21 protein-coding genes and 1 pseudogene are annotated in these 26,104 nt (G+C 68.5%); 18 read left to right on the forward strand and 4 right to left on the reverse strand.

Annotated features, from left to right (window positions below):
- The first annotated feature begins 11 nt into the window (after positions 1–11).
- From ccoO to ccoS, 6 genes and pseudogenes are all read left to right on the forward strand, one after another.
- Positions 12–662: a cytochrome-c oxidase, cbb3-type subunit II gene (gene ccoO / locus ASD55_RS08540; RefSeq protein ID WP_056765225.1), complete on the forward strand. Its 651-nt coding sequence runs from the start codon at positions 12–14 to the stop codon at positions 660–662.
- Positions 659–841: a cbb3-type cytochrome c oxidase subunit 3 gene (locus tag ASD55_RS08545; protein WP_056765228.1), complete on the forward strand. Its 183-nt coding sequence runs from the start codon at positions 659–661 to the stop codon at positions 839–841. Before ccoO ends, ASD55_RS08545 begins: the two co-directional genes overlap by 4 nt.
- On the forward strand, positions 838–1,746 hold the full coding sequence (gene ccoP / locus ASD55_RS08550; RefSeq protein ID WP_056765230.1) for a cytochrome-c oxidase, cbb3-type subunit III: 909 nt from the start codon (positions 838–840) through the stop codon (positions 1,744–1,746). The genes ASD55_RS08545 and ccoP overlap by 4 nt, the downstream gene beginning before the upstream one ends.
- The gene (locus ASD55_RS08555) at positions 1,730–1,975 is read left to right on the forward strand and encodes a hypothetical protein (RefSeq protein ID WP_056765232.1); all 246 of its coding nucleotides are present in this window, start codon (positions 1,730–1,732) and stop codon (positions 1,973–1,975) included. Before ccoP ends, ASD55_RS08555 begins: the two co-directional genes overlap by 17 nt.
- Positions 1,972–4,230, forward strand: coding sequence for a heavy metal translocating P-type ATPase (locus ASD55_RS08560; RefSeq protein ID WP_056765235.1), 2,259 nt, complete (start codon positions 1,972–1,974; stop codon positions 4,228–4,230). Before ASD55_RS08555 ends, ASD55_RS08560 begins: the two co-directional genes overlap by 4 nt.
- A pseudogene (gene ccoS, locus ASD55_RS18935) lies at positions 4,227–4,349 on the forward strand (cbb3-type cytochrome oxidase assembly protein CcoS); the annotation flags it as partial. The gene ASD55_RS08560 and the pseudogene ccoS, both read left to right, overlap by 4 nt.
- A 16-nt stretch (positions 4,350–4,365) precedes the next feature.
- Here the strand turns inward: ccoS and ASD55_RS08565 are convergent.
- Positions 4,366–6,372: an acetyl-CoA hydrolase/transferase C-terminal domain-containing protein gene (locus ASD55_RS08565; protein WP_056765238.1), complete on the reverse strand. Its 2,007-nt coding sequence runs from the start codon at positions 6,370–6,372 to the stop codon at positions 4,366–4,368.
- 66 nt (positions 6,373–6,438) lie between these two features.
- Between ASD55_RS08565 and ASD55_RS08570 the strand changes: the two genes are divergently transcribed.
- Positions 6,439–7,908: a phospholipase D-like domain-containing protein gene (locus ASD55_RS08570; RefSeq protein ID WP_056765408.1), complete on the forward strand. Its 1,470-nt coding sequence runs from the start codon at positions 6,439–6,441 to the stop codon at positions 7,906–7,908.
- A gap of 98 nt (positions 7,909–8,006) precedes the next feature.
- On the forward strand, positions 8,007–9,356 hold the full coding sequence (xseA, locus tag ASD55_RS08575) for an exodeoxyribonuclease VII large subunit (protein WP_056765242.1): 1,350 nt from the start codon (positions 8,007–8,009) through the stop codon (positions 9,354–9,356).
- Between the two features lie 188 nt (positions 9,357–9,544).
- Here xseA and ASD55_RS08580 read toward each other — a convergent pair whose 3' ends face one another.
- Positions 9,545–10,639, reverse strand: coding sequence for a hypothetical protein (locus ASD55_RS08580; protein ID WP_056765245.1), 1,095 nt, complete (start codon positions 10,637–10,639; stop codon positions 9,545–9,547).
- A 238-nt stretch (positions 10,640–10,877) separates the two neighbouring features.
- Here ASD55_RS08580 and ASD55_RS08585 point away from each other — a divergent pair, with 238 nt between their 5' ends.
- Positions 10,878–12,311, forward strand: coding sequence for an aldehyde dehydrogenase family protein (locus ASD55_RS08585; RefSeq protein ID WP_056765248.1), 1,434 nt, complete (start codon positions 10,878–10,880; stop codon positions 12,309–12,311).
- A 10-nt stretch (positions 12,312–12,321) separates the two neighbouring features.
- Here the strand turns inward: ASD55_RS08585 and ASD55_RS08590 are convergent, their stop codons facing one another.
- A complete protein-coding gene (locus ASD55_RS08590) occupies positions 12,322–13,077 on the reverse strand; it encodes a YdcF family protein (RefSeq protein WP_235577765.1) in 756 nt (251 codons plus the stop codon).
- A gap of 153 nt (positions 13,078–13,230) precedes the next feature.
- Between ASD55_RS08590 and ASD55_RS08595 the strand changes: the two genes are divergently transcribed.
- The 4 genes from ASD55_RS08595 (at position 13,231) to ASD55_RS08610 (ending at position 19,333) form a co-directional block, all read left to right on the forward strand.
- Entirely contained in the window at positions 13,231–14,670 is a 1,440-nt protein-coding gene (locus tag ASD55_RS08595; RefSeq protein ID WP_056765253.1) for a hypothetical protein, read from the forward strand.
- A gap of 182 nt (positions 14,671–14,852) precedes the next feature.
- Positions 14,853–18,278: a glycosyltransferase gene (locus tag ASD55_RS08600; protein WP_056765256.1), complete on the forward strand. Its 3,426-nt coding sequence runs from the start codon at positions 14,853–14,855 to the stop codon at positions 18,276–18,278.
- A gap of 86 nt (positions 18,279–18,364) precedes the next feature.
- On the forward strand, positions 18,365–18,838 hold the full coding sequence (locus tag ASD55_RS08605; protein ID WP_056718998.1) for a MarR family winged helix-turn-helix transcriptional regulator: 474 nt from the start codon (positions 18,365–18,367) through the stop codon (positions 18,836–18,838).
- A 57-nt stretch (positions 18,839–18,895) separates the two neighbouring features.
- On the forward strand, positions 18,896–19,333 hold the full coding sequence (locus ASD55_RS08610) for a DUF1398 family protein (protein ID WP_056718996.1): 438 nt from the start codon (positions 18,896–18,898) through the stop codon (positions 19,331–19,333).
- Between the two features lie 8 nt (positions 19,334–19,341).
- Here ASD55_RS08610 and ASD55_RS08615 read toward each other — a convergent pair whose 3' ends face one another.
- Complete coding sequence (locus ASD55_RS08615; RefSeq protein WP_056718994.1) at positions 19,342–19,815, reverse strand: DUF1456 family protein; 474 nt, start codon at positions 19,813–19,815, stop codon at positions 19,342–19,344.
- Positions 19,816–19,930: 115 nt separating this feature from the next.
- Between ASD55_RS08615 and ASD55_RS08620 the strand changes: the two genes are divergently transcribed.
- From ASD55_RS08620 to ASD55_RS08640, 5 genes are all read left to right on the forward strand, one after another.
- Positions 19,931–21,727, forward strand: coding sequence for a VWA domain-containing protein (locus tag ASD55_RS08620; protein WP_056765259.1), 1,797 nt, complete (start codon positions 19,931–19,933; stop codon positions 21,725–21,727).
- A gap of 301 nt (positions 21,728–22,028) precedes the next feature.
- The gene (locus tag ASD55_RS08625) at positions 22,029–22,583 is read left to right on the forward strand and encodes an RNA polymerase sigma factor (RefSeq protein WP_056718990.1); all 555 of its coding nucleotides are present in this window, start codon (positions 22,029–22,031) and stop codon (positions 22,581–22,583) included.
- Positions 22,580–23,569, forward strand: a complete 990-nt coding sequence (locus ASD55_RS18410; protein WP_056765261.1) for a hypothetical protein — start codon at positions 22,580–22,582, stop codon at positions 23,567–23,569. Before ASD55_RS08625 ends, ASD55_RS18410 begins: the two co-directional genes overlap by 4 nt.
- Positions 23,566–24,162, forward strand: coding sequence for a YigZ family protein (locus ASD55_RS08635; protein WP_056765264.1), 597 nt, complete (start codon positions 23,566–23,568; stop codon positions 24,160–24,162). Before ASD55_RS18410 ends, ASD55_RS08635 begins: the two co-directional genes overlap by 4 nt.
- 116 nt (positions 24,163–24,278) lie before the next feature.
- Positions 24,279–26,051: an ABC transporter transmembrane domain-containing protein gene (locus tag ASD55_RS08640; RefSeq protein WP_056765266.1), complete on the forward strand. Its 1,773-nt coding sequence runs from the start codon at positions 24,279–24,281 to the stop codon at positions 26,049–26,051.
- The last annotated feature ends 53 nt before the right edge of the window (positions 26,052–26,104 follow it).

Below are 26,104 nucleotides of genomic sequence, written 5' to 3' on the forward strand. Positions count from 1 at the left end.
AAGATATCGACATGGCTTACAAGCATTTCGAAGCAATCGAAAAACACGCCGGCCTGCTGGCGGTCGGCATCGCCATCATGGTCTCGCTGGGCGGCCTGGCCGAGATCACCCCGCTGTTCATCGAAGCGCACACGCTGGAAGCGCCGCCCGGCGTCCATCCGTACGACCCGCTTCGACTGGCCGGTAAGGACGTCTACGTGCGCGAGGGCTGCTACCTGTGCCACTCGCAGATGATCCGCGCGCTGCGTTTCGAGACCCAGCGCTACGGACATTTCTCCACCGCGGCCGAATCGGTCTACGACCGCCCGTTCCAGTGGGGCTCCAAGCGCACCGGCCCGGACCTGGCGCGCGTGGGTGGCAAGTATTCCGACGACTGGCAGCGCATGCATCTGATGGACCCGCGCCAGGTCGTGCCGCAGTCGAACATGCCCGCCTACCCGTGGCTGGCCGGGAAGAAACTCGACGCCGCCGACGTGCAGGCGCGCATGCGCGTCCTGCGCAAGCTGGGCGACCCGTACAGCGATGCGGACATCGCCAGCGCGCCCGCCGCGGTGGAAGGCAAGACCGAGATGGACGCCCTGGTCGCCTACCTGCAAGGCCTGGGCGTCAGGAACGAGCCTGACCCGGCAGTAGCTCCGGCCAGCACGGGAGGTGCGCCATGACCCCGATGAATCCGGCCTGGGGCCACCTCGCCGGCGCCATCATCCTGCTGATGATGTTCACCTTCATCGGCATCTGGTTCTGGGCCTGGCGCAGATACCACAAGCCCACGTTCAACCGCATGGCCAGGCTGCCGATGGAAGACGAAGCCGAAACCGGCACCGAGGAGAATCGCCCATGAGCACGGGATGGTCGTTGTGGGTGATGTTCCTGGTAGTGCTGAACATGGGCATCACGTTCTTCCTGTTCCTGTGGGGCCCGCGCGCGAAGATCCCCACCCTGCCCGACGGCACCAGCGGTCACGTCTGGGCCCACGGCGTGCTGCGCGAAGGCGTGCGCAAGCTGCCGCTGTGGTGGGTGGTGTTCTCCGGGGCGATGTTTGTGGCCGGCTTCGTCTACCTGGCGCTGTTCCCCGGCTTCGGCAGCTTCAAGGGCGTGCTCGGCTGGACTTCGCATGGCGAACTGGCCCGCAATGTGGCCGCCAACGAAGCCGAGCTGGCGCCGCTGATGGAGCGCTTCAAGCTGTACCCGGTCGAGCAACTGGCGAGCGATCCGGCCGCCCTGCAGATGGGCAAGGTGCTGTTCGAGGACAACTGCGCCGCCTGCCACCAGCGCAGCGCGAAGGGCAACGTGGCGCTGGGCGCGCCGAACCTCGCCGACAGCGACTGGCTGTACGGTGGCGGCGGCAGCGACATCACCACTTCGATCCACGACGGCCGCAGCGGCGTGATGCCGCCGTGGGCCAGCCTGGGCGCGGACAACGTCAAGAACCTGGCGCAGTACGTGCTGAGCCTGTCCGGCGCACCGCACGACGCGGCGAAGGCCGCCGCCGGCCAGCCGATGTTCGCCACTTGCGCGGCCTGCCACGGCGCCGATGGCAAGGGCAATCCGGCGCTGGGTGCACCCAACCTCACCGACCAGGTCTGGCTGCATGGCGGCAGCGTGGCCGACATCGAGAAGACCATCGGCGAAGGACGCCAGGGCCACATGCCGGCATGGAGCCCGCGCCTGTCCGACGACCAGATCCGCGTGGTCGCCGCCTACGTCTACCAGCTGTCGCACCCGGTCGATGAACAACGGCAATGACTCCGCCGCCCGGCACGGATCGGCCCGCGGATCAGCATGGTATCGACAGCCGATCGTGTGGCTGGGAGCGTTCGTCTTCGTGGCATCGATCGCCGGTTGCGTGTGGCTGATCGTGGTGGGCACCCGCTACGCCGACACGCCGCTGGACACCTCGCACACCGTGTTCGGCGTACCGGTCAGCGCGCATAGCGCCGCGCCGCCCCCGCCAACCACCGACCCGCCGCGATGAACGACTACGCGGCGTGGGCCCATCCGCAACTTGCCGCGCAGGTGCTGCGCCCCCGTCGCGACGGCAGCAGCGAGGTCGCCCTGTCGGTCGAATCCTTGGCCGATGCGCGGCAGGTGTTGCGGCTGGAACAGCTGATCCGCTCGCTGCCCGGCGTAAAACGTGTCGCCATCGATCGCCCGGCGCGCCGGGTGCGCGTGGTGCTGGATGCCGGCCGCACGCCGCTGCCCACCCTGATGGCGAATTTCGCCGCGGCCGGCTGCCCGGCGCAGCCGCTGCAGCACGAAAGCATCGACGACGTCCGCTCGCAGGAACAGCACGATGCACTGAAGCGCCTGCTGGTGGCCGGCATGTGCTCGATGCAGGTGATGACGTACGCCTTCGTCATCTACATCGGCGTGGTCGATTTCGTCGACTTCAGCACGCGCAACCTGTTCCGCTGGCTCGGCCTGCTGACCAGCGTGCCGGTGGTGTTCTATTCGGCGCTGCCGTTCTTCCGCGGCGCGGTGCAGGAACTGCGCGAACGCCGGCTCGGCATCAACCTGCCGGTGGCGCTGGCGGTGGCCCTGGTGTTCCTGGCCAGCATGTTCAACACGCTGCGCGGCAGCGGCGAAATCTATTTCGATTCGGTGACCATGTTCGTGTTCCTGCTGCTGGGCGGACGCTACCTGGAACTGCGCTCGCGCCATCGCAGCGGCGCGATGGGTGACGCGGTGATCGACGGCGCACCCTTGCTGGCGCAGCGCCGCCGTGCCGACGGCGAGCTGGAAACCGTGCCTGCGATGACCCTGCTGCCCGGCGACCGCGTGCATATCGCCGAAGGCACCCGCGTGCCCGCCGACGGCGTGTTGCAGAGCGCCCACGTCGAGCTGGACGAAGCGCTGCTGTCGGGCGAATCGCGGCCGGTGCGACGCGTGCGCGGCGAACCCCTGATTGCCGGCAGCGTGCTGTTGTCCGGCCCCGCCGAATTGCTCGTGGAGCACAGTGGCAACACCACCACAGTGGCGCGACTGGGCGAACTGGCCACCCGTGCGCGCCAGGCGCGCTCGACGATCGCGGCCAGCGATCACGTGGTCGGCCGCTTCGTGGCGCGAGTGCTGGGCCTGACCGCACTCACCGCCATCGGCTGGTTACTGGTCGATCCGGCGCGTGCGTTCGAGGCGGCGGTGGCGGTGCTGGTAGTCGCCTGCCCCTGCGCCTTCGCGTTGACCCGCCCGGCCACGCTGACCCGGGCACTCGGCGTGCTGGCCGGGCGCGGCGTGCTGGTGACCAGCGGCGATGCGCTGGGCCGGCTGGCCGAGGTCGACTACGCCCTGTTCGACAAGACCGGCACGCTGACCGTGCCGCAACTGCAGCGCCGCGCGGTCGAACCCCTGCGCGGCGACAGCGTCGAGCGGGTGCTGCAGCTGGCCGCCGCGCTGGCGCATGAAAGCTCGCACCCGCTGGCCCGCGCCCTGGCCGATGCCGCGCGCCAGCAGGCCATGCCGCTGCAGGCGCAATCGGTGCAGGTGGCGGCCGGCGCCGGCATTTCGGGCGAGGTGGCCGGTCACGCACTGTGGCTGGGACGCGCCGACTACGCGCTGGCGCCCAGCGGCCAGCCGGCTCCCGCCGGTGTCGCGGATGCCTTGCTGCTGACCGACGCGGACGGCGTCATCGCGGCCTTCCATCTCGACGAACAACCGCGCACCGATGCGCAACACGTGCTCGAACGGCTGCGCGGGGACGGCATCACCACCAGCATGGCCAGCGGCGACGCGAGCAGCCGCGTGGCCACGATGGCCGCCCGCCTGAGCATCGCCGACTGGCACGCCCGGCAGTCGCCGGCCGACAAGCTCGAACGCCTGCAGGCAGCCCATGCCGAGGGCCACACCACGCTGGCGGTGGGCGACGGCAGCAACGACGCGCCCCTGCTGGCCGGTGCCGACGTCTCCGCGGCGCTGGCCTCCGGCACCGAACTGGCCCAGGCCCATGCCGACCTGCTGCTGATGGATGGACGTCTGAACGGACTCATCGACGCACGCGCGATCGCCCGTCAGCTGCAGCAGGTCACCGCGCAGAGCCGCCGCTGGGCGCTGGCCTACAATCTCTGCGCGGTGCCGTTCGCCGCGTTCGGCGTGGTGCCGCCGTGGCTGGCCGGCATCGGCATGTCGCTCAGCTCGCTGGTGGTGGTGCTGAACGCGCTGCGCGTGGGACGGCCGGAGGCCACGGCCGATGACCGCGCCGGCCCGGCCACCGGCGCACGCGAGTTGCCCGCATGAACATCCTGCTGGTGCTGATTCCGGTGACCCTGGTGATCGTGGTCGTGGCCGTGCGGCTGTTCTTCTGGGCGGTCAACCACCAGCAGTTCGACGACCTGGACAGCCCGGCGGTCCTGCCGCTGCTGGACGAGCCGGCTACGGACCCGACGCCCGCTGGTTTGCCGGTTGATCCACCGGCGGAGGCGTCGGCCGATCGGTCGGCACCTGCCGACGCAGGGCCACCTGCAACAGGCGACGCTGCAGGCGATCGGCCAGCGTAAGCGGATCGACCAGGCCCATCCGCGCCAGGGCCTCGGCCTCACCCGGCGCCGCTTCGCCCGGTCGACACGCGACCAGCAGCAGGCCGAGCTTGCCGCGCCAGCTGGCGCCGGCGTGTTTCAGCCACTCCAGCGCCGGCAACAGGCGTTGCTCGACTTCGCTGAAATCGCTGCCGAACGGAAATTCGGGCAGCACGCCGTGCTGCCGGAACGGCGCCAGCGTCTTGCGCAGGTGGAGCGGGCGATGCAGGCGCCAGCTGTCGGGTATCACGAAGTCCGCGGCCAGCTTGCCATGCGCCTTGGCCTCGGCGCACAGCGCGTCGAGGAAACGCGCGTCGGTGATCGCCAGCATCGCCTCGATGCACTCGCTGTCGCTCTTGCCACGCAGGTCGGCAATGCCGTACTCGGTGATGATGATGTCGCGCAGGTGGCGCGGGATGGTGGTCTGGCCGTAGCTCCAGCGGATGTTGCTCTCGATGCCGCCCTTGCTGCTGCGGGTGGCGCGCAGCAACAGCACCGAGCGCGCATCAGGCAGTTCGTGCGCCATCGCCACGAAGTTGTACTGGCCGCCGACCCCGCTGACCACGCCGCCGTCCTCCAGCGTGTCCGACACCACCGCGCCCAGCGCGGTGGCCATCATGCAGGTGTTGAAGAAGCGGGCGCCGCGCCGCTGCAGCATGGCCAGCGACTGGTGCGTGCCGTAGAGCTGGTTGACGTTGGACACCGCGCACATGTCGATCGCGTCCGGGTCGGCCGCCTCGGTGGCGTCGAGCCAGGCGTACAACTCGCGCGAGCCCAGGAAGAACGCGCCGCGCAGGTAGTGCCCGCCCGGCGTGTCCGGATTGAGCCGGCCCGCCGCCGCGGCGCGTTCCAGCGCCAGGTTGTCCCAGCTGCGCCGCTTGAGGATGCCGCCCCGCTGCAGGTGCATGAAGCCGTCCATCACCATCTCGCTGGCGCCGTACAGGCCGGCCTCGAACGGAGCCAGCCCGCCCTGCCAGCCGGCCAGCGCATGGGTGACGCCGGCCGGGTCCAGCGCCACCAAAGCGCGACGCCACTGGATGTTGTTCTGCTGGCGCAGCAGCAAGGCCTTCACCAGCGCATCGGACAGTGCACCGATGCCGATCTGCAGGCAGCCGCCATCCTTCACCAGCGCGCTGGCATGCAGACCCAGCGCGTACTCGGCCAGGCCCACCGGCGCGCGGGGCAGCGCGAACAGCGGCGGCGAATGCGGCGGCCGCAGCTCCACGTCGAAGTAGGTTTCGGCCACCTCGGCGTCCCCGCCGAGATACGGCAGATCCGGATGCACCACCGCCACGCACATTGGCCGCGGCTTGCCGGCCAGCTGGGTCAGCCGCAGGAAATCCAGGGTCAGGTCCGGATTGCACGACAGGCTGTAGTGCACCCCGTCGGGTCCCTCGCGACGAGCCACCAGTTGCACCAGCAGGTTGATGTCCTGCACCACCAGGTCGCGCGCGACGTGGGTGTAGTTCTGGCTGATGTAGCTGCGTTGCGCGCTGCCCGAATGCAGCATCGCGCCCGACTGCAGGTAGAACTCGTGCACCTCGACGTTGGCCGGCAGCGCGTCGCGCGCCTGGTCCAGCGCGTACTGCGGATCGACCGCGTCGGCGCCGAAGTGGCGTTCCAGGAACGGTTGCAGGAAGCGCTGCTCCAGTCCCGGCGACGCCTGCGGCCGGGTCAGCGACAGCGCGGTATACAAACGCATCGAGCGCGTGGCGTTGGCGCTGATCGCCCGGTAGATCGCATTGAGCAGTTCGTGCGGCTTGCCCAGGCCCAGCGGCGCGGCGATGCGCAGGTCCGGCCCCAGCACGTCCATCAGGTAGCGTGCGCAGGCATCGGTGTCGGCGTAGCGTTGCTCGATCGGCATGCGCGCGATGATGCCAGAAGGCCGATGAAGGCGCCGCGTCGACAGGCCATCGCCTACACTCGGCCCATGCCCACACCCCTGATCCCCTCCACCCCGAGCCGCCTGCTGGCCGAGCAGGCCTTGAGCCGCGCGGCCGGCGCGCCCCTGCTCAGCGGCAATGCGGTGCAGTTGCTGATCGATGCAGCCGCCCATTACGACGCCTGGCTGGCAGCGATCCGCGGCGCGCAGCATCGGGTGCTGCTGGAAAACTACATCGTGCGCGACGACGAGGTCGGTCGCGCGTTCCGTGACGCCCTGGTCGAGCGCGCCCGCTCCGGCGTGTTCGTCGCCGTGGTCACCGACTGGGTCGGATGCCTGGGCCAGTCGCGCCGTTCGTTCTGGGCACCGCTGCACGCGGCCGGTGGCGAAGTGCGCGTGTTCAATCCACCCCGGCTGGGCCAGCCACTGGGCTGGATCAGTCGCGACCATCGCAAGCTGCTGGTGGTGGATGGCGTCCAGGGTTTCCTGTCCGGCGTGTGCATCAGCGCGAAGTGGCTGGGCGACGAGCGGCGCAACGTGCCGCCGTGGCGCGACACCGGCATGGCGCTGCAGGGCCCGGCCGTGGCCGAACTCGAAGCCGCCTTCGCGCAAAGCTGGGGCGAGACCGGCGCCGCGCTGCGCCCGCTGCCGGCGGCGCCGGTGGCGGAAAGTCCGGTCGGCGAGGTGTCGCTGCGGGTGATCGCCACCCAGCCGTCTACCGCCGGCATGTACCGGCTGGACCAGCTGATCGCCTCGATGGCGCGCAAGACCCTGTGGCTGACCGATGCCTATTTCGTGGGCGTCGCCCCCTACGTGCAGGCGCTGATCGCCGCTGCCCGCGATGGCGTGGACGTGCGCCTGCTGGTGCCCGGCAGCAGCGACATCCCGGTGGTGGCGGGCATGTCGCGCTCGGGTTACCGGCCGCTGCTGAAGGCCGGCATCCGGGTGTTCGAGTGGAACGGTTCGATGCTGCACGCCAAGACCGCGGTGGCCGATGGCCAATGGGCCCGGGTCGGCTCGTCCAACCTCAACATCGCCAGCTGGCTGGGCAACCACGAGATCGACGTGGCGGTGGAGGATGACGGCTTCGCCGGCCAGCTGGCCGCGCAATACGAAAAGGACCTGGGCAACGCCACCGAGATCGTGCTGGCCTCGCGCCGGCGCCGTGGCGGCAACGGCGAGAGCGAACGGGTGTGCAGCAGCGAGGCGCGACGGCCACGGGTACGCCACGGCGGCGGCAGTTCCGGTCGCGCGGCAGCGGGCGCCTTGCGCATCGCCAACAGTGTCGGCGCGGCGCTGACCAACCGCCGCGTGCTGGGCGACACCAGCAGCAGCCCGCTGATGATCGGCGCGGGCGTGCTGCTGGCGTTGGCGGTGGTGGCCTTCCTGTGGCCCGCCTGGATCGGCTGGCCGCTCGGCGTCATCGCCGTCTGGTTCGCCTTGAACCTGGGCATCCGCAGCTGGCGCGTACGCAAGCGCCGCTGGCGCGAACTGCGCGATGCGGGCGAAGACGACTGAAGCGACGCGACGGTCTTGATGCTGTTCCTGCGCTTACCGCGTCAAGCAGATGTTTTCCAACAACTTGATACCGTGCATCGTGCTAGGCTCGCGCCCTTATGTCAGCGCCGTACGACCGCACCGAAACACGCCACATCCTCACCCCCAGCTCGCTCAACCGGCTGGTGCGCGACCTGCTGGGCGATGCCCTGCCGCAGGTGTGGATCGAGGGTGAACTGTCCAACGTGGCCAAGCCTGCGTCCGGGCACCTGTACTTCACCCTGAAAGACAGTGGCGCCCAGGTGCGCTGCGCGATGTTCAAGATGAAAGCCTCCGCGCTGCGCTTCCGTCCCGCCGACGGCATGCAGGTGTTGTTGCGCGCGAAAGTCGGCCTGTACGAACCACGCGGCGAGTTCCAGTTGGTGGCCGAGTACATGGAACCTGCCGGCGAAGGCGCGCTGCAACGCGAGTTCGAACAACTCAAGGCGCGACTCGATGCCGAGGGTCTGTTCGATCCGGCGCGCAAGCGTGCCCTGCCCGTCTACGCCCGGCGCATCGGCGTGATCACCTCGGCCACCGGCGCGGCGATCCGCGACGTGCTCAGCGTGCTGGCGCGGCGCTGGCCGCTGGCCGATGTGGAGATCCTGCCGGTGCCGGTGCAGGGGCGTGAGGCGCCGCCGGCGATCGTCAACATGCTGCGCAAGGCATCAAACGGCGCACGCCACGACGTACTGCTGTTGACCCGCGGCGGCGGCTCGCTGGAAGACCTGTGGGCGTTCAACGACGAGGCGGTGGCGCGGGCGATCCACGCCAGCGCGGTGCCGGTGGTGAGCGCCGTGGGCCACGAGATCGATTTCAGCATCGCCGACTTCGTCGCCGACCTGCGCGCACCCACGCCTTCGGCAGCCGCCGAATTGCTGGTGCCCGACGCGGTGGCGGTTGGCCGCCACCTGCGGCAGTTGCGGCAACGCCTGGCCACCCTGCAGCAACGCCGGCTGCAGGCACATTCGCAACGCGTCGATCACCTGTTCGCGCGGCTGCAGGCCCAGCGCCCGCAAGCGCGCCTGGCGCGCGACCGGGAACGCCTGCACCACCTGCGCCACCGCCTGCTGGTGGTGCTGCGCGAACAGGGCCAGCAACGCGGCACCCGGCTGGAACGATTGCAGGCCCGACTGCTGGCGCGACATCCCGGCGCCCGTCTGCCGCTGCTGGCACGCCGCATCGCCGAACAGGATCAGCACCTTCGCCGCGCCATCGCGCAAATCCTCGAACGACGGCGAACCGCCCTGCGCCACGCCGGCCACGCCCTGCACGCGATCAGCCCGCTGGCCACGCTGGAACGCGGCTACGCGATCATGTTCGACGCCGACGGCAACGTGCTGCGCTCGGCGAAGAATGTCGCGCCCGGCACGCCGCTGCGCGCGCGACTGGCGGATGGGGAGCTGGGGCTGCGGGTGCGTGAGGACTGAGCAGCGCAGCGGCGCATGCCCTGATCGGGACGACCTGGCTCGACCAGGCGAGGACAGGCAGGCAAAGACAGGCAGGTGAGGACAGGCAGGCGAGGACAGGCAGGCGAGGACGGAAGCGTTCGGTCGTCACTCGAATCCCGCCCTGCTGTTCAGCGGCCATGCCGGGATGGCGCCTGGCGACCGCGACACTACATGCCGTGGGACACCTTCATGCCGAACTTGCTGCAACCGAGAATCGATCCGCCCAACCCGGAATGATTGAACGGGCTGATGTGCGGTTGCATGGTGACCTTGACGGTATCGCCATCCTTTTTCACATCCACGATCCGCTCGATTCCGGCATCCGACCCGTAACTGAAGTTCTGGCTGGTGTACACGTTTCCCGAACCGTAGTCCGTGTCCACATGCCCGGCATAGACGTCGCGAGAGCCACCGAGCACCGCCGAAATGCTGGTCACCAGGTAATACCTGCCCAGTTTCATCCGGGAGAACTGGAACTCGCCGTTCTCGTTGGGCTTGGCTTCCATCCGGGCCACGACCAGGTCCGGGTCCGTCAGCACCTGGTCCCTGCCGGGCTTTGCCTTCTTGCCGAGCGCCAGGATCTGTTGCAGGTAGGGCGTCGCTGGATACAGCAGCACCGGCTGGCTTCCCAGTACGAGATTGCCCCGCCAGCTCCCGCACACTTGTCCCCTGATGATCGAGTGCCCCGGCTCCAGCGCGGCCTTGGCGGCAGCCAGATCAAACGGCACGTTCGGCTTGAGGATATTCACGACAGGCCTGGTCACCGGAATCGTGGTACGCGACTGCTCCATAGTTTCCGCCGCCGTCCGGGCAGGCTCGACCTGATCCGGCAAGGCGGGCCGACCGGCCTCGAACTTGCCGACCATCGCGCACAGCCGCTCCGGCACGCCTTTGCTCTCCTTGCCGGGGGACACAATCGAGGTGAATGAAATCCCGGAGGGTTGCTGAACCTGGATCAGCGTCGGAATGGGAGACGGCGGCTTGCCGATCCCCATGCTGGGATTCGGGCTGCCGTAGTCCGGCTCGGTGGCGATCACATAGCCGTCGGCGGTGGCGATCTTCCGCACATCGTCGAACGCCTGTTGCACGCTTAGCCCGGCATGAGTGGACGTCGCCGTGAAAAAGCGCGCGCCATCGCTCACCATGACTACATGCAGGTTATCCGTGCATGACGCCGTGGCCATGCCGATGGCCGGCGCTGCCATCAAGATCAGAAACGGGACAATCGTCCGCATCGGTCGCTTGTTCAACGAAATAATCATCGGTCCTCCATGACATGTATCCACCAGGCATCCACGTGCCCACGTTCGAACCACGCGCTCAACGAACCCCATGATCAACGATCATCAATCCGGCATGTCCGTGGTGCGGGAGCATAGCATCCGGCAGCGGACACGGTGCTGCCGATGCCGCGACATGGCGCATCCACGCAGGCCGCCTCACAGCCTCTGAACACCGCGACGTCCTATGCTTGACGGATCACCAGCGCAGGCCAACGCCATGTTGAACAAGACCTATCCCTACTACCTCGCCAACCGGCCGCAGACATCGAAGACGATGCTGGATGTGCGCGACAAGTACAGCGGCAAGCTGGCCACTCGCGTCGCGGTGCCGGATGCGAAGGCCACCGAGAAGGCGATCGCGGCCGCGGTGAAGGCGGCCGCGCCGATGCGCGAGTTCAAGCCGTGGGCGCGGCAGGCGGTGTTGCAGCACTGCGTCGCGCGTTTCAGCGAACGCCGCGACGAACTGGCCGAGGCCCTGTGCATCGAGGCGGGCAAGCCGATCAGGGATGCCGCCGGCGAAGTCACCCGACTGATCGAGACGTTCCGGATCGCCGCCGAGGAAGCCGTGCGGATCAACGGCGAGACGATCAACCTGGAACTGGCCAGCCGTCTGGACGGCTATCACGGCTACACCAAGCGGGTGCCGCTGGGCCCGGTGTCGTTCATCACGCCGTTCAACTTTCCGCTGAACCTGGTCGCGCACAAGGTGGCACCGGCGATCGCCGCCGGCTGTCCGTTCGTGCTCAAGCCGGCGGAGAAGACCCCGATCGGCGCGCTGATCATCGGCGAGGTGCTGGCCGAGACCGACTTGCCGAAGGGTGCGTTCTCGATCCTGACCCTGGATGGCGCGCACGCCGCGCCGCTGGTCGAGGACGAACGCTTCAAGCTGCTCTCGTTCACCGGCGGCCAGATCGGCTGGGACCTCAAGGCCCGCGCCGGGCGCAAAAAGGTGGTGCTGGAACTGGGCGGCAATGCCGCGTGCATCGTCGACGCCGACCAGGGCCCGAAGCTGGACAAGGTGGTCGAGCGCCTGGTGTTCGGCGCGTTCTACCAGTCCGGCCAGAGCTGCATCGGCGTGCAGCGCATCTACGCCCACGCCGACATCTACGATGCGCTGAAGCGCAAGCTGGTCGCCGCCACCAGGAAACTCAAGGCCGGCGACCCGAAGGACAGGAACGTTTTCCTCGGCCCGATGATCGACGAGGCTGCCGCCGAGCGCCTGCACGGCTGGATTCTCGAAGCGAAGAAAGCCGGCGGCAAGATCCTTTGCGGCGGCAAGCGCAACGGCAACATGCTCGACGCCACCCTGATGGAAGGCGTTCCGAAAGATGCCAAGGCCAGTCGGCAGGAAGCGTTCGGCCCGTTCGCCCTGCTCGCCTCGTACCGGAAGTTCGACGAGGCGATCGCTATGGTCAACGACTCCGACTACGGCCTGCAGGCCGGCATCTTCACCGACAGCCTGGAGCACGCGATGCGGGCGTGGAACGAGCTGGAGCAAGGCGGCGTGGTGGTCAACGACATCCCCAGCTTCCGGGTGGACAACATGCCGTATGGCGGCATCAAGCTTTCCGGCCTGGGCCGCGAAGGCATCCGCTACGCGATCGAGGACATGACCGAGCTCCGCCTGATGGTGATGCGCGAGTCCGCGTAGCAGCGCGCTCCTACAACGCGCCGGGCCTGGTCGCCTCCACGTTCCAGCCCATCGCGTTGTACCAGCGGTAACGTGCGATGCCGGCGTATTCGTGCAGCGCCATGTCGGCCATCGCGAAGTTGTACGACAACGGCTCCCATGAGGCGACGCCGCTGACGTAGTCGGCGCGCACCGGCGTGGCATGGATGCCGAAGTGGCTGAAGTACAGCATGCCCCGACGCAGGTGGAAACCGGACGAAACCAGCAGCACGCGATCGGCGCCATACGCCTTCAGCAACGGGCCGCTGAATTGGGCGTTCTGCCAGGTGTTCATGCTGCGCGGTTCCAGCAGCACGTCGGCGGGATCGACGCCAAGCCGTTGCAGGTCCAGCGCATAGATCGCCGCCTCCGACTGGCCCAGTCCCCGCGCATCGCCGCCGCTGACCTCGATCTTGCAATCGCGTGGCGCCTGCCGGCAGGCGCGGTACAACATCGCCGCCTTGCTGATTCGTCCATAGGCGAACAGGCTGGCCTCGACCGCTCCCGCATCACCCGCGCGCACCGTGCCGGCGCCCAGCAACACGATGGCGTTGCGCTGGCCCCAGACGATCGGCACGTCGGTCGCGACTTCCGCTTGCAGGTGCGCCAGCAGCCAGCTCGGCAGCGGTCCACAGCCGGTCGCCAGCAACAGCAGCACGGCCAGGCCGAACAGCACCCGACTGCTGCGGCGCCAGCGCAGCCATGCCAGGACGCTGGCCAGCACGATCAGGATCAGCAACGCGTTCATGGTCATGGATCGGTGATTCCGGACAGGTCGGTGGATGATGGCGGGTGCTGATGTCATTATGCCGGTGCCCCGCGCCGACGCGATCGCAGGCCATGCCGGAGGCATGGCGACGGGGAATCCGCCCGGCATGGATCAACGCATCGGAGTCTGCGCATGACCACCCTCGTCTTCGTGCACGGCTGGAGCGTCACCGACACCTCCACCTATGGCCAGTTGCCGCAACAGTTGCAGCGGCACGCGGCCGCGGCCGGCGTCGCGCTGAGCTTCGCCGACATCTGGCTTTCCGAGTACGTGAGTTTCGACGACGCGGTGACCGTAGCCGACCTGGTGCGCGGCTTCGACCACGCCTTGCGCGACCTGCACCTGCTCGACGCCAGCTTCGCCTGCATCACGCACTCGACCGGCGGCCCGGTGATCCGCGAGTGGCTGCGCGCCCAGCGCGACCGGCCCGCCACGCACAGCACGATCCGGCTCAGCCATCTGGTGATGCTGGCACCGGCGAACTTCGGCTCGGCCCTGGCGCAACTGGGCAAGGGCCTGCTCGGTCGGCTCAAGTCGTGGTTCGACGGGGTGGAGCCGGGCCAGCGGATACTCGACTGGCTGGAGCTTGGCAGCGCGCAGTCGCTGTCGCTCAACCTCGACTACATCCACGGCGACGATCCGGTGAAACGCGGCCAGTTCGCGTTCGTGCTGACCGGCGACCGCCCCGACCGCACGCTGTACGACCACCTCAACAGCTACACCGGCGAGGACGGCTCCGACGGCGTGGTGCGCATCGCCGCGGCCAACCTCAACGCCCACCACGCCGTGCTGTCGCCGCAAGGCAACCGCTATGGCGACATCGACACGCTGGCGCTCAACCTCAGCCGCGGCCCGCGCTGCGCGTTCAAGCTGATCGCCGGCGCGGCGCACTCCGGCGACCGACTGGGCATCATGGCTGCCGCGGCGCCCGACACCGTGGCGGCGATCCTGCGCTGCCTGCAGGTGCGCAGCGCGGATGACTACGAAACGCTGTGCGATACGTTCGATCGCGAGAACGCCGCCCGCGACGCCGACAAGGTGGAGCTGGAACCGGCCGGCCCGTTCGCGCCGCGCGTGCACATCCACGACCCGCGCAGCCTGCTGATCGTGCGGCTCACCGACGAGGCCGGCGAACCGCTGACCGGCGCCGGCTTCCTGCTCACCGCCGGCGTGCCGGCCAGCGCCGACCTGCTACCGGAAGGCTTCCTGCTCGATCGCCAGGCCAATTCGAAACAGCGCACCACGATCTCGCTGTTCCTCGACTACAGCCTGCTCGCCGGCGACGCCCGCGTGGCCGACCCGCGCAACAGCCGCAAGACCCTGCGCCCCGCCGTCGCCAGCCATCGTCCGTACGGCGCCAGCGTGCAACCGGTGGACCTGGTCGGCCTGGTCCATCACGCGCTGGCGCAAAGCGACCGGCGCGACGACCTGTTCGCCATCCTCGGGCCACACCAGACCACCGTGCTCGACGTGGTGCTGCCGCGCAAGGTGCGCGAAGGCGTGTTCCGATTGACCCAGGATCTGCGCCCCGAGGACTTCCGCCGGCCGGTGCCCGGCGCCTTGATCAGCTGATGGCACGGCCGTGGTCACGACCACTCGGCGCGAGGGCAACACTGGCTGACTGACCCGGGTCCCGATGCGATGCGACGCATAATGGATCGGCGATACTGCGCACTCGCGACATCCGCGCTCCCGATCCGTGTCGGGGCCCGACCGGATTGGCGCCTTGCGGTATTTGTCGATCCGGCCCTGGCATGCAAAAGAAACCGATCTTCTTCGACCCCTCCGGCCGGCGCGCCAGCCATGTCTCGCGGCTGGCCCTGCTGGCCGGGGTGGTCAGCACCCTGTTCGTGGTGGCCTGCGCGATCAGCCTGTTCGTGGGCCCGACCATGGACGGCCTGCACATCGGCGAACACGCCCGCACGCGGCACGCCCTGGCCAACGTGAAGGCGGCTGCCCCGGAACTGTTGAAGCCCGCCGCGAAACTGGCCGCCGAAGTGCGTGCGCGGCAGAAACTGTTGCATGCCCCGAAAACGCATGCGAGCAAGGCGGCCGCCAGCCACGTGCCGCCGCCTTCGCTGGACAAGCCGGCCGGCCGGCCGCTGGCGATCGGCTTCTACGTCAACTGGGACGACAGCAGCTATTCCTCGCTGAAGCGCAGCCTGCCGCAGCTGGACTGGGTGATTCCGTCGTGGATGAGCCTGAGCGGCAAGGACATGGCGCTGCACACCAGCGTCGATGCGAAGGCGATCAACCTGATCCGCAAGCAGAAGCCCTCCACGCCGATCCTGCCGCTGCTGCAGAACGCGGTGGACGCGAACTGGGACGGCCCCGGCCTGGCCCGCCTGCTGGCCGATCCGGCGCGGCGGCAGGCGCGCATCGGGGAGATCGTGGCGTTCGTGGCGGCCAACCACTTCCAGGGCGTGACGATCGATTTCGAGGACCTTCCCGAGTCCGCGCAACCTGACCTGAAAGCCTTCCTCGGCGAACTCAACGACGCGTTCGACCCGCACGGCTGGGGCATCGTGCTGTCGGTGCCGTTCGACGACGCCAGCTGGGACTATGCCGGTTACGCCGACATCGTCGACTTCGTGGTGCTGATGGCCTACGACGAACACTGGGCCGGCAAGACGCCGGGCAGCATCGCCGGCCAGCAATGGTTCGAGCAGACGCTCGAAAAACGCATGAAGGAGCTGGACCCGGAGCAGACCATCGTGGCGATCGGCAGCTATGGCTACGACTGGTCGCACGGCAACAATGCCGAGGCGCTGACCTTCCAGGACGCGATGGACCGCGCCTCCGACGCCCAGGCCGATATCGCCTTCGACCCTGACACGCAGAATCCGCATTTCTCCTACGACGAGGACGACGGCAGCACCCACCAGGTCTGGTTCCTCGACGGCGTCACCGCGTACAACCAGATCCACGCCGCCGACGAGTACAAGCCCTACGGCTACGCCCTGTGGCGGCTGGGCTCGGAAGATCCGTCGGTGTGGTCGGTGTTTGGCCGTCCGTATGGGGCGTCCGTGCCCGACCCGTTGCGCACCATCGGCGCCGGTGAGGACATCGACATCGAAGGCCAGGGCGAGGTGCTGGAAATCGCCTCGCAGCCTTCCGCCGGCGCACGCAGCATCGAGGTGGACAAGGACGACGCCAGCATCGATGACGAAAGCTACACCGCCCTGCCCAGCTCCTACGTGATCCAGCGCGCGGGCACCCTGCCGCACAAGATCGCGCTGACCTTCGACGACGGTCCGGACCCCGAGTGGACGCCGCAGATCCTCGACATCCTCAAGGCGAAGCACGTTCCGGCCACCTTCTTCATCATCGGCGAGAACGCCGAGATGTCGCCGAAACTGGTGCAGCGCGAAGTCGCCGAAGGGCATGACGTGGGCAACCACACCTTCACCCACCCCAACCTGGGCGACAGTCCGCCAGGCATCGTCTCGCTGGAACTCAACGCGACCCAGCGGCTGTTCGAGGCGCTGACCGGCCACTCGATGCGGCTGTTCCGCGCGCCCTATTTCGGTGACGCCGAACCGACCACCGCCGACGAACTGGTGCCGATCGAGATCGCGCAGAAGATGGGCTACCTGTCGGTCGGCCTGCATGTGGACGCCGAAGACTGGCAGCGCCCCGGCGTCGACGCCATCGTCGACAACGTGCTGAACGCCATCAACACCAAAAACGTGGAGCGCAAGGGCCAGGTGGTGCTGCTGCACGACGGCGGCGGCGAACGCTCGCAGACGATCGCCGCGTTGCCGCGGATCATCGACAGCCTGCGCGCGCAGGGCTACCAGTTCGTCACCGTGTCGGAACTGGCCGGGCTTACCCGCGCGCAGACCATGCCGCCGATCGCGCCCGGCTCGCTGTCGCAGTGGACCGACCGCGTGGTGTTCCTGGCGCTGGGCTTCTTCGGCCACTTCATCCGCTGGCTGCTGACCACGGCGATCGCGCTGGGCGTGGCGCGACTGATCCTGCTGGGCGGCCTGGCCCTGCTCAACCGCGCCCGCGAGAAGCGGCGCGTGGCGCCCGTGCTGGGCGAACAGCCGCCCCTGGTTTCGGTGCTGATTCCTGCCTACAACGAGGAAAAGGTGATCGCCAGCTCGATCCGCCAGATCCTCAAGAGCCGCTACGCGAACCTCGAAGTGATCGTGGTCGACGACGGTTCGGTCGATGCCACCTCGGCCGTGGTGCGCCAGCACTACGCCGACGAGCCGCGGGTACGCCTGCTCACCATCCCCAACGGCGGCAAGGCGCATGCCGTCAACACCGCCTTGCGCGAAGCCCACGGTGCGGTGGTGGTGGCGCTCGACGCCGACACCCAGTTCGAGCCGGACACCATCCCGCGCCTGGTGCGCTGGTTCGCCGATCCCAAGGTCGGCGCCGTCGCCGGCAACGCCAAGGTCGGCAACCGGATCAACCTGATCACCTTGTGGCAGGCGCTGGAATACATCACCGCGCAAAATCTCGAGCGCCGCGCGCTGGCCGCGCTGGGCGCGATCACCGTGGTTCCCGGCGCGGTGGGTGCGTGGCGCCGCGAAGCCCTGGAGCAGCTCGGCGGTTTTCCCGCCGATACGCTGGCCGAAGACCAGGACCTGACCATCGCCGTGCAGAAAGCCGGCTTCAAGACCTTGTTCGACGCCGAAGCGATCGCCTGGACCGAGGCCCCCGACAGCGCCCGCGGCCTCGCCCGCCAACGCTTCCGCTGGGCCTACGGCACCCTGCAATGCCTGTGGAAGCACCGCGACGCCACCTTCAATCCCCGCTACGGTTCCCTGGGCACCATCGCGCTGCCGCAGGTGTGGCTGTTCCAGATCCTGTTTTCCGTGGTCTCGCCACTCGTCGACCTGGTGCTGGTCTGGCAGATCATCAGCACCAGCCTGGATTACCTGCAACACCGCGGCCAGTTCGACGACACCAACCTGCTGCGCATGCTGGTGTTCTACGCCGCCTTCATGGCCATCGACCTGGCCGCCTGCGCACTGGCCTTCGCGATGGAGAAGAAGGAAAAGTGGAGCCTGCTGTGGTGGCTGGTCTTGCAACGCTTCGGCTACCGCCAGCTGATGTACTACGTGGTGGTGCGTTCCGTCTGGACGGCCATCAAGGGCCCGTCGGTGGGCTGGGGCAAGCAGGAGCGCAAGGCCACGGTGACAACCGACGAGACGGTGGCGTCCTGAGGCAACCGGCGCCCGGGCGCGGCACTTGACATACAGGTTCCATGGAAACAATATGCGTTCCATGGAACCTTTCTGGTGAACCGCACGTGCCGAACGCATCGAAGGAAAAAGTCCCGCCCAATCCGCTGCATGCCCACCTGGGTTACTGGCTGCGGCTGGTCTCCAACCAGGTGTCCGGCTCTTTCGCCAGCGCCCTGCAGGAACGGCAGCTCTCCGTCGCCGAATGGGTCGCACTCAACCATGTCGAAATGCATCCCGACATCACCGCCGCGTCGCTCGCCGACGCGATGGGCATGACCCGCGGCGCCGTTTCCAAGGTGCTGGACAAGCTGCTGACCAAGAACTTGTTGCTGCGCACCCCGAGCCCGCAGGACAGCCGCGCGCAGTTGCTGGCACTGACCCGGTCAGGAAAGCGCCTGCTGCCCGCGCTCACCGACATCGCCAACGGCAACGACAACCACTTCTTCTCCGTCCTGGCCGCCGACGAGCGGAGCGAGCTGCGCAGGCTTCTGCAGAAACTTGCCGATGCCCACCCGTTCAGCGCGGCACCTGTCGATTAGGCAGCACGCGTCGACAACCTGACCTCAACCTTCCATGCACGAACCAGGAGAAACCCCATGAGTGAGGCGATGGCCCACCTTCAAGCCGCCCAAGCGCAAGCCATGGCCGGTCGTCCCCGCGTGGGCGGCTTCCCGTACCTCGCCGAAACGCTGAGGCGCGCGGGCGTGACACGGAATGTGTGGCAACTGCCCGCCTGCCAGAGTCTGTACCTGACCGAGCGCGGCGCGGTGCTGCAACAAAGCACGCCGCTGGTGTCCGGCATGGCTGATGTGCCCGGCTTCGATCAGCCCGCGCTGATCCGCGCGCTGCGCACCGACCAGGCCGGGGAAAGCAGCTTTGCGGACTTCCTGTTGGCCAGCTGGAACGCCGGCGTGGTGCGCTATGAGGTCGACCTGCTCAAACGGCAGGTGACCTATTACGGCTGCAACGGCGAGTCCTATGTCGAACACTATCCGGCGGTGTCGCTGTCATCGGCGAGCCTCACACCGAGCTGATTTCCCGCTCAGCCGTTGCCGCGCACCCGCATGGTCAGTCCCTTCAGGAAATTGCGCAGCAGCTGGTCGCCGCACAGCTTGAAGTTCTTGTGGTCGCTCTGGCGGAACAGCGCGCTGAGTTCGGGCTTGGAGATCGGCAGGCCGGCGGCTTCGAGGATGTCGTGCATGTCGACGTCCTTCAGCTCGAAGGCCACGCGCAACTTCTTCAACACCACGTTGTTGGTGACGCGTTTCTCCGGAGGCCGCGCCGGGCGGCTGTCGTCCTTGCCGCGGCGGTGGAACACCAGGCCGTCCAGGAACAGCGCCAGCGTCTGGTTGCCGCATTCCAGATAGCCCGGCTCGTTGTCCTTCTTCAGGAAACCCTGCACATCTTCCTTCGTGACCGGGGCATCGGCATCGGCCAGGTGGATCAGCTCGACCACCTTGCCGTCGCTGAGGTCGAGCATGTAGCGGATGGAACGCAGTACGTCGTTGTTGATCATGTCGGTCCGGTGGGTGTCGCGCAGGGGCGCCATGCTACCGCGCCGCAACCGGTTTGACCCCGTTTCCCCGTTCACGGCGTTTCACCTTTCACCACCTGGAGAGGAGAACCGCCCGATGAAACTGAAAGCCCTGTTGCGCAGCCTGCTGCTGGCCTTGCTGGTGATCGTCACCGGCTGCAGCGTGTCGCGGCCCGCCAACGACACCCCCGCGCGCAAGAACGACAGCGCACCCACGCCACCCGTCCCGCCGGTCGGGCAACCGAGCCCTCAGGTCAAGGCGCAACCCAGTCCCCGAGCCGACAGTCCCGCCGATCGCGCTTCATCCACCGTCGGCCAGCCTGCACCCATGCCCGTGGCACCGCCCGCGCCACCGGCGCTGGCCGAGGTCGCCGCGATGTCCTTCAACGCACAAAGCGCCAAACGCATGGCCTACATGCCGTCGCCGACCTTGATGCAGCCGCTGCCGGGCGACATCAATACCGAGAACTACACCCATCGCGACACCAACCCGGTGCAGCTGGTCAGCGAGCAACCGGTGTCCACCTTCAGCATCGACGTCGACACCGGCTCGTACACCAACGTGCGCCGCATGCTGAGTGCGGGGCAGTTGCCGCCGGCTGACGCGGTGCGGGCGGAGGAGTTCATCAACTACTTCGACTACGGCTACACGCCGCCAGCGAGTCGCGAGCAGCCGTTCAGCGTCACCACCGAGCTGGCACCCGCACCATGGAACGCGAAGCGGCAATTGCTGCTGGTCGGCATCCAGGGCTACCGCGTGCCGGCCGCGCAGATCCCCGCCTCGAACCTGGTGTTCCTGATCGACACCTCCGGTTCGATGGACGAGGCGGACAAGCTGCCCCTGCTGCAGGCCTCGCTGAAGCAGCTGGTGCGTCAACTGCGCAAACAGGACCGCGTGGCCATCGTCAGCTATGCGGGCTACGCCGGCGTGGTACTGCCCTCCACCGCGGGCGACCAGCACGCCACCATCGACGCGGCGATCGACCGGCTGTCGGCGGGCGGCTCCACCAACGGCGGCGCCGGCATCGAGCTGGCCTATGCGCAGGCCGAACAGGGCTTCATCAAGGGCGGCGTGAACCGGGTGATCCTGGCCACCGACGGCGATTTCAACGTGGGCACGGTCAACCAGGAAGCGCTGAAGACCACCATCGAGGACCACCGCAAGAGCGGCGTGGCGCTGACCACGCTGGGATTCGGTCAGGACAATTACAACGACGCGATGGCGGTGATGCTGGCCGACGTCGGCAACGGCAGCCACCACTACATCGACAGCCTGCAGGAAGGCCGCCGCGTGCTGGTCGACGAGATGTCCGCCACCTTGCTGACGATCGCCAGGGACGTGAAGATCCAGGTCGAGTTCAATCCCGCGCAGGTGCAGGAATATCGCCTGATCGGCTACGAGAAGCGCATGCTGAAGCGCGAGGACTTCAACAACGACAAGGTCGACGCCGGCGAGATCGGTGCAGGCGCCAACGTCACCGCGATCTACGAGATCACCCCGAAAGGCTCGAACGCCGCGCGCATCGATCCGCTGCGCTACGGCAAACACGTGGCCACGGATGAAAGCGGCAACGAACTGGCCTTCCTGCGCCTGCGCTACAAATTGCCGGGGCAAGCGGACAGCAAGCTGATCGAACAGCCGATCGCCGCGCACGCCGAGGCACAGGCCAGCGAACGCCTGCGCTACGCCGCCGCGGTGGCCGCCTTCGCCGACGCCCTGCGCGGCGGCAAATACCTGGACGGCTACGACTACACGCAGATCGCGAAACTGGCCAGCGACGCCCGCGGCGACGATGCCGACGGCTACCGCGCCGGCTTCGTGCAACTGGTGAAACTGGCCAACGGGCTGGTCACGCGCGGTCATGACGGCGCCAGCGACACCGCGGCGCGCTGAGGTTTCCGGCCCCGCTGCGGCGGTGGCGGTCATGGGCAGGCTCTCCCCGCTGCCCTTCCCCGGCCACCACCGCGCAGCGGGACTGGAACCGGCAAGAGCACCCCACCCCAACCCTCCCCTGCGTGCAGGGGAGGGAGCAGCCTTGCCGTGGCGTCGAAATCTGTCGGACAGGATGAGCGCGGCACCACCAGCCCTTTCTCCTCCCCCTGCATGCAGGGGGAAGTTGGGAGGGGGTGACGCTTTTCGCGGGAAACATCACAACCTCCCCGCTCCCCGGCGATTTGCCTTACCCTCGCACTCCATGGATGCCGCGGTCGATCCCGATGCCCTGCTGATGCTGGCCTACGCCCGTGGCGACCTCGCCGCGTTCGAGGCTTTGTATGCGCGTCATCGCGGCATGCTGTACCGCTTCCTGCTGCGCAGCGTGCGCGATCCGCATCGCACCGACGAGCTCTTCCAGGAAACCTGGAGCCGGGTGATCGGCGCCCGCGAGCGCTACCAGCCGCAGGCGAAGTTCAGTACCTGGCTGCTGCAGATCGCCCACAACCTGATGATCGACGGCACCCGCCGCCAGCGCCCGATGGCCGATGGCGACGAAGCCGAGCTGGCACTGGCCAACCTGGCCACGCCCGAACGCGAGCAGCCCGACCACGCGCTGTCCGCCTTCGAACGCCGACGCAACCTGCAGCTGGCGATCGAGCAGTTGCCGGACGAACAGCGCACCGCGGTGCTGCTGCGGCTGGAGCAGGAGCTGAGCCTGGAGGAAATTGCCGTGGTCACCGGTGCCGGGCGCGAAACGGTGAAGTCGCGCCTGCGCTATGCCATGAATCGATTACGCGAAGTGCTGTCCGAATGACCACGCCCCTGCCCCCGAACGATCCGCCCTCAGCCGACGAGCCGCTGCCCGGCGAAGCCGAGCTGGCCGCGCTGTATCGCGAGCTGCCGCGCAGCGAGCCTTCGCCCGCGCTGGATGCGGCGGTGTTGCGTGCAGCCGCCGCGGCCCTCGCCCCATCCGGCAACCCCACCGTTACCGAGCGGCGCAAGGGTCCCCGCGAGCCCGGTGACTGGGTTCATCCGAAGCCGGTTTCGGCCGTCACGGCAAAGGCGATTCCTTCGATCGACGGCGCCCCGCGGCGCCGGCGCGCACCGCCCTGGCTGATCACCCTGGGCAGCGCCGCCAGCCTGGTGCTGGTGGCCGGCCTGGCGTGGCAGCTGCGCGAATCCGGCCCGCCGCCATCGGCACCGGCCGCCGCCCGGGAGGCGACCGCCCCGACCGTCTCCAACATGGCCAGGCACGAAGTGTCCGCGCCGCTGGCGGGCACGGTCGCGCCCGCCGCACAGCCGGCACCCCGACTCGCCGATCAGCGCGCCGCGCTGCAGGCGTCCGCGGCGAAGAAGATGAAGCAGGACAGCGCGGTCCAGTCGGCTCGACTCCAGTCGGCCCGACGCGCGGCCGCGGCCAAACCGATGGCTGCGCCCCCACCGCTCGCCGAAGTGGCCGCACCCGCGCCGCAGGTGCAGTACGCACCGCCTCCACCACCCGCGCCACCGGCGCCACCCGCGCCACCGCCGCCCGCACCGCTGCAGGAAGCGTCCGCCAATGCGGCAGCCAGTGACGCATTCGACAAGTCGGCGCAACCGGTTGCACCCAGCGCTGCGTCCAGCGACCAGGCTACCGCCGCCCGCCCCGGCGATACGCCGGCGCAGGAGCTGGACAAGATCCGCCAACTGTTCGCGCAAGGGCATCATGACGAAGCGCTGCAGCGGCTGCGCGCATTCCGCCAGACGCATCCGCAGTGGCCCTTGCCAGCCGAGCTGCAGGCGCAATTGCAGGAACCATGAGCGAACCGCTGTCGACCCTGGTCCAGCGCTGCGCTCATCAGGAAGAAATCCGCAAAAGCCGGTTCCTTGCCAACGCCGCCCCGGTGACGACGCCCGGGCAGGCGCTGGACTTCCTGCGCGAAGTCGCCGACCCCGCCGCCACGCACAATTGCTGGGCTTACCGCATCGGTCAGGACTATCGCTTCAACGACGACGGCGAGCCCGGCGGCACCGCCGGCCGGCCGATCCTGCAGGCGATCGAGGGCCAGCAGATGGATGGCGTGGTCGTGGTGGTGACGCGCTGGTACGGCGGCATCAAGCTCGGCGCCGGCGGGCTGGTGCGGGCCTATGGCGGCACCGCCGCCGAATGCCTGCGCCGCGCCGAGCGCGCCCCGATCGTGGCGATGGCACGGCTGGCCCTGCGTTGCGACTTCGCCGAACTCGCCCTGCTCAAGGCGCGCCTGAAGGAGTTGCAGGCCGAGGTCGAACACGAGTCGTTCGGCGCCGACGGCGTCGAACTGGAATTGCGCCTGCCGGACAGCCACGTCGCTGAAGCCTGCCTGCGCATCAGCGACATCAGCCGGGGCCGCAGCAGCGCCAAACGCCTGGATTGAGCGCCGCGGCCGGCAACGGCGCGGGCGATCGACGTCACCGCGATTGAATCGACCGTGCCACGCCCCACCTTGAAGGGCATTGCCCGCGTCATTGCCGACCCCAACTGCGAGTACCCATGAGCGACGCCACCACCGACACGCCCCGCCCTTCTCGTCGCATCGGCGCGCTGCGCGGACTGTGGCCGTTCCTGAAACCCCATCGCGTGCTGGCGCTGGGCTGGCTGCTGTTCCTGGGCCTGTCCTCGGGCGCGTCGCTGGTGCTGCCGCTGGCGTTCCGCCACATCATCGACCAGGGTTTCGGCCACTCCAGCAACGCAGTCATCAACGAGACCTTCATCGCGCTGTTCGGCGTGGCGCTGGTGCTCGCCTTCGCCACCGCCGCCCGCTATTTCTGCATCACCTTACTCAGCGAGCGCGCGCTGGCCTCGCTGCGGCAGACGCTGTACGCGCAGGTGATCCGGCTCGACGTGGGCTTCTTCGAGCGCAGCCGCGTCGGCGAACTGCTGTCGCGGCTCAGCGCCGACACCGAGGTGGTGCAGGCGCTGATCGGCTCGGGCGTGTCGGTGGCACTGCGCAGCGTGGTGATGCTGGTCGGCGCCAGCGCCATGATGGTATGGACCGCGCCGTCGCTGGCCGGCCTCACCGCGCTGGTGATCCCCGCGGTGATGCTGCCGATCCTGGTGTTCGGCCGCCGCGTGCAGAAGCTGTCGCGCGCCAGTCAGGACCGCCTCGCCGACGCCGCGGCGATCGCCAACGAAACGCTGAACGCCTCCACCGCGGTGAAGGCCTACGCCCGCGAGAACATCGAAAGCACCCGCTACAGCAACGCGATCCTGCGCGCGCTGGCCACCGCGCGCCGGCGCATCGGCATGCGCGCACTGCTGACCATGGCGGTGATCGTGCTGGTGTTCGGCGCGATCACCCTGGTGCTGTGGGCCGGCGCGCGCCACGTGCTGGCCGGCACGCTGGATGCCGGCGTGCTCGGGCAGTTCGTGCTGTACGCGGTATTCGCCGCCGGCTCGGTCGCCGGCCTGTCCGAAGTGTGGGGCGACGTGCTGCGTGCCGCCGGCGCGATGGAACGGCTGGGCGAACTGCTCGACGAGCGTCCCGAAATCGTGGCGCCCGCGCAACCGCTGGCCCTGCCCCGGCCGCTCAGCGGCGCGCTGCGTTTCGAGCAGGTGAGCTTCCACTACCCGACCCGCCCCGACACCGCCGCGCTGCACGACTTCACGCTGGACGTGCACCCCGGCGAAACCGTCGCCCTGGTCGGACCATCCGGTGCCGGCAAGAGCACGGTGTTCTCGCTGCTGCTGCGTTTCTACGATCCACAGTCCGGCCGCATCAGCCTCGACGGCGTCGACCTGCGCGCGGTGACGCTGGACGACCTGCGCGGCGCGATCGCGCTGGTGCCCCAGGAAACCGTGATCTTCAGTGGCAGCGCCGCCGACAACATTCGTTTCGGCCGCGACGGCGCCAGCGACGAGGAAGTGCATGAGGCCGCCCGCGCCGCCGAGGCGCACGACTTCATCAGCGCCCTGCACGACGGCTACCAGGCCGAAATGGGCGAACGCGGCGTGCGCCTGTCCGGCGGCCAGCGCCAGCGCATCGCGATCGCCCGCGCGATCCTGCGCGACGCGCCGCTGCTGCTGCTCGACGAGGCCACCTCGGCGCTGGACGCGCAGTCCGAAGCGGCCATCCAGCAGGCGCTGGAGCGTCTGGAGAAAGGCCGCACCACCCTGGTGATCGCACATCGCCTGGCCACCGTGCAACGCGCCGACCGCATCGTGGTGCTCGACGGCGGCCGCATCGTGGCGCAAGGCACGCACGAAAGTCTGCTGGCCGAAGGCGGGTTGTATGCGGAGCTGGCGCGGTTGCAGTTCGTGGCCTGACGCAAGGCATGCATGTCTCGATGCCGCGCCGCTTTCAGGCATCCGGCGGGGCG

This window comes from Rhodanobacter sp. Root561, from assembly GCF_001427365.1.
Taxonomy (GTDB): domain Bacteria; phylum Pseudomonadota; class Gammaproteobacteria; order Xanthomonadales; family Rhodanobacteraceae; genus Rhodanobacter.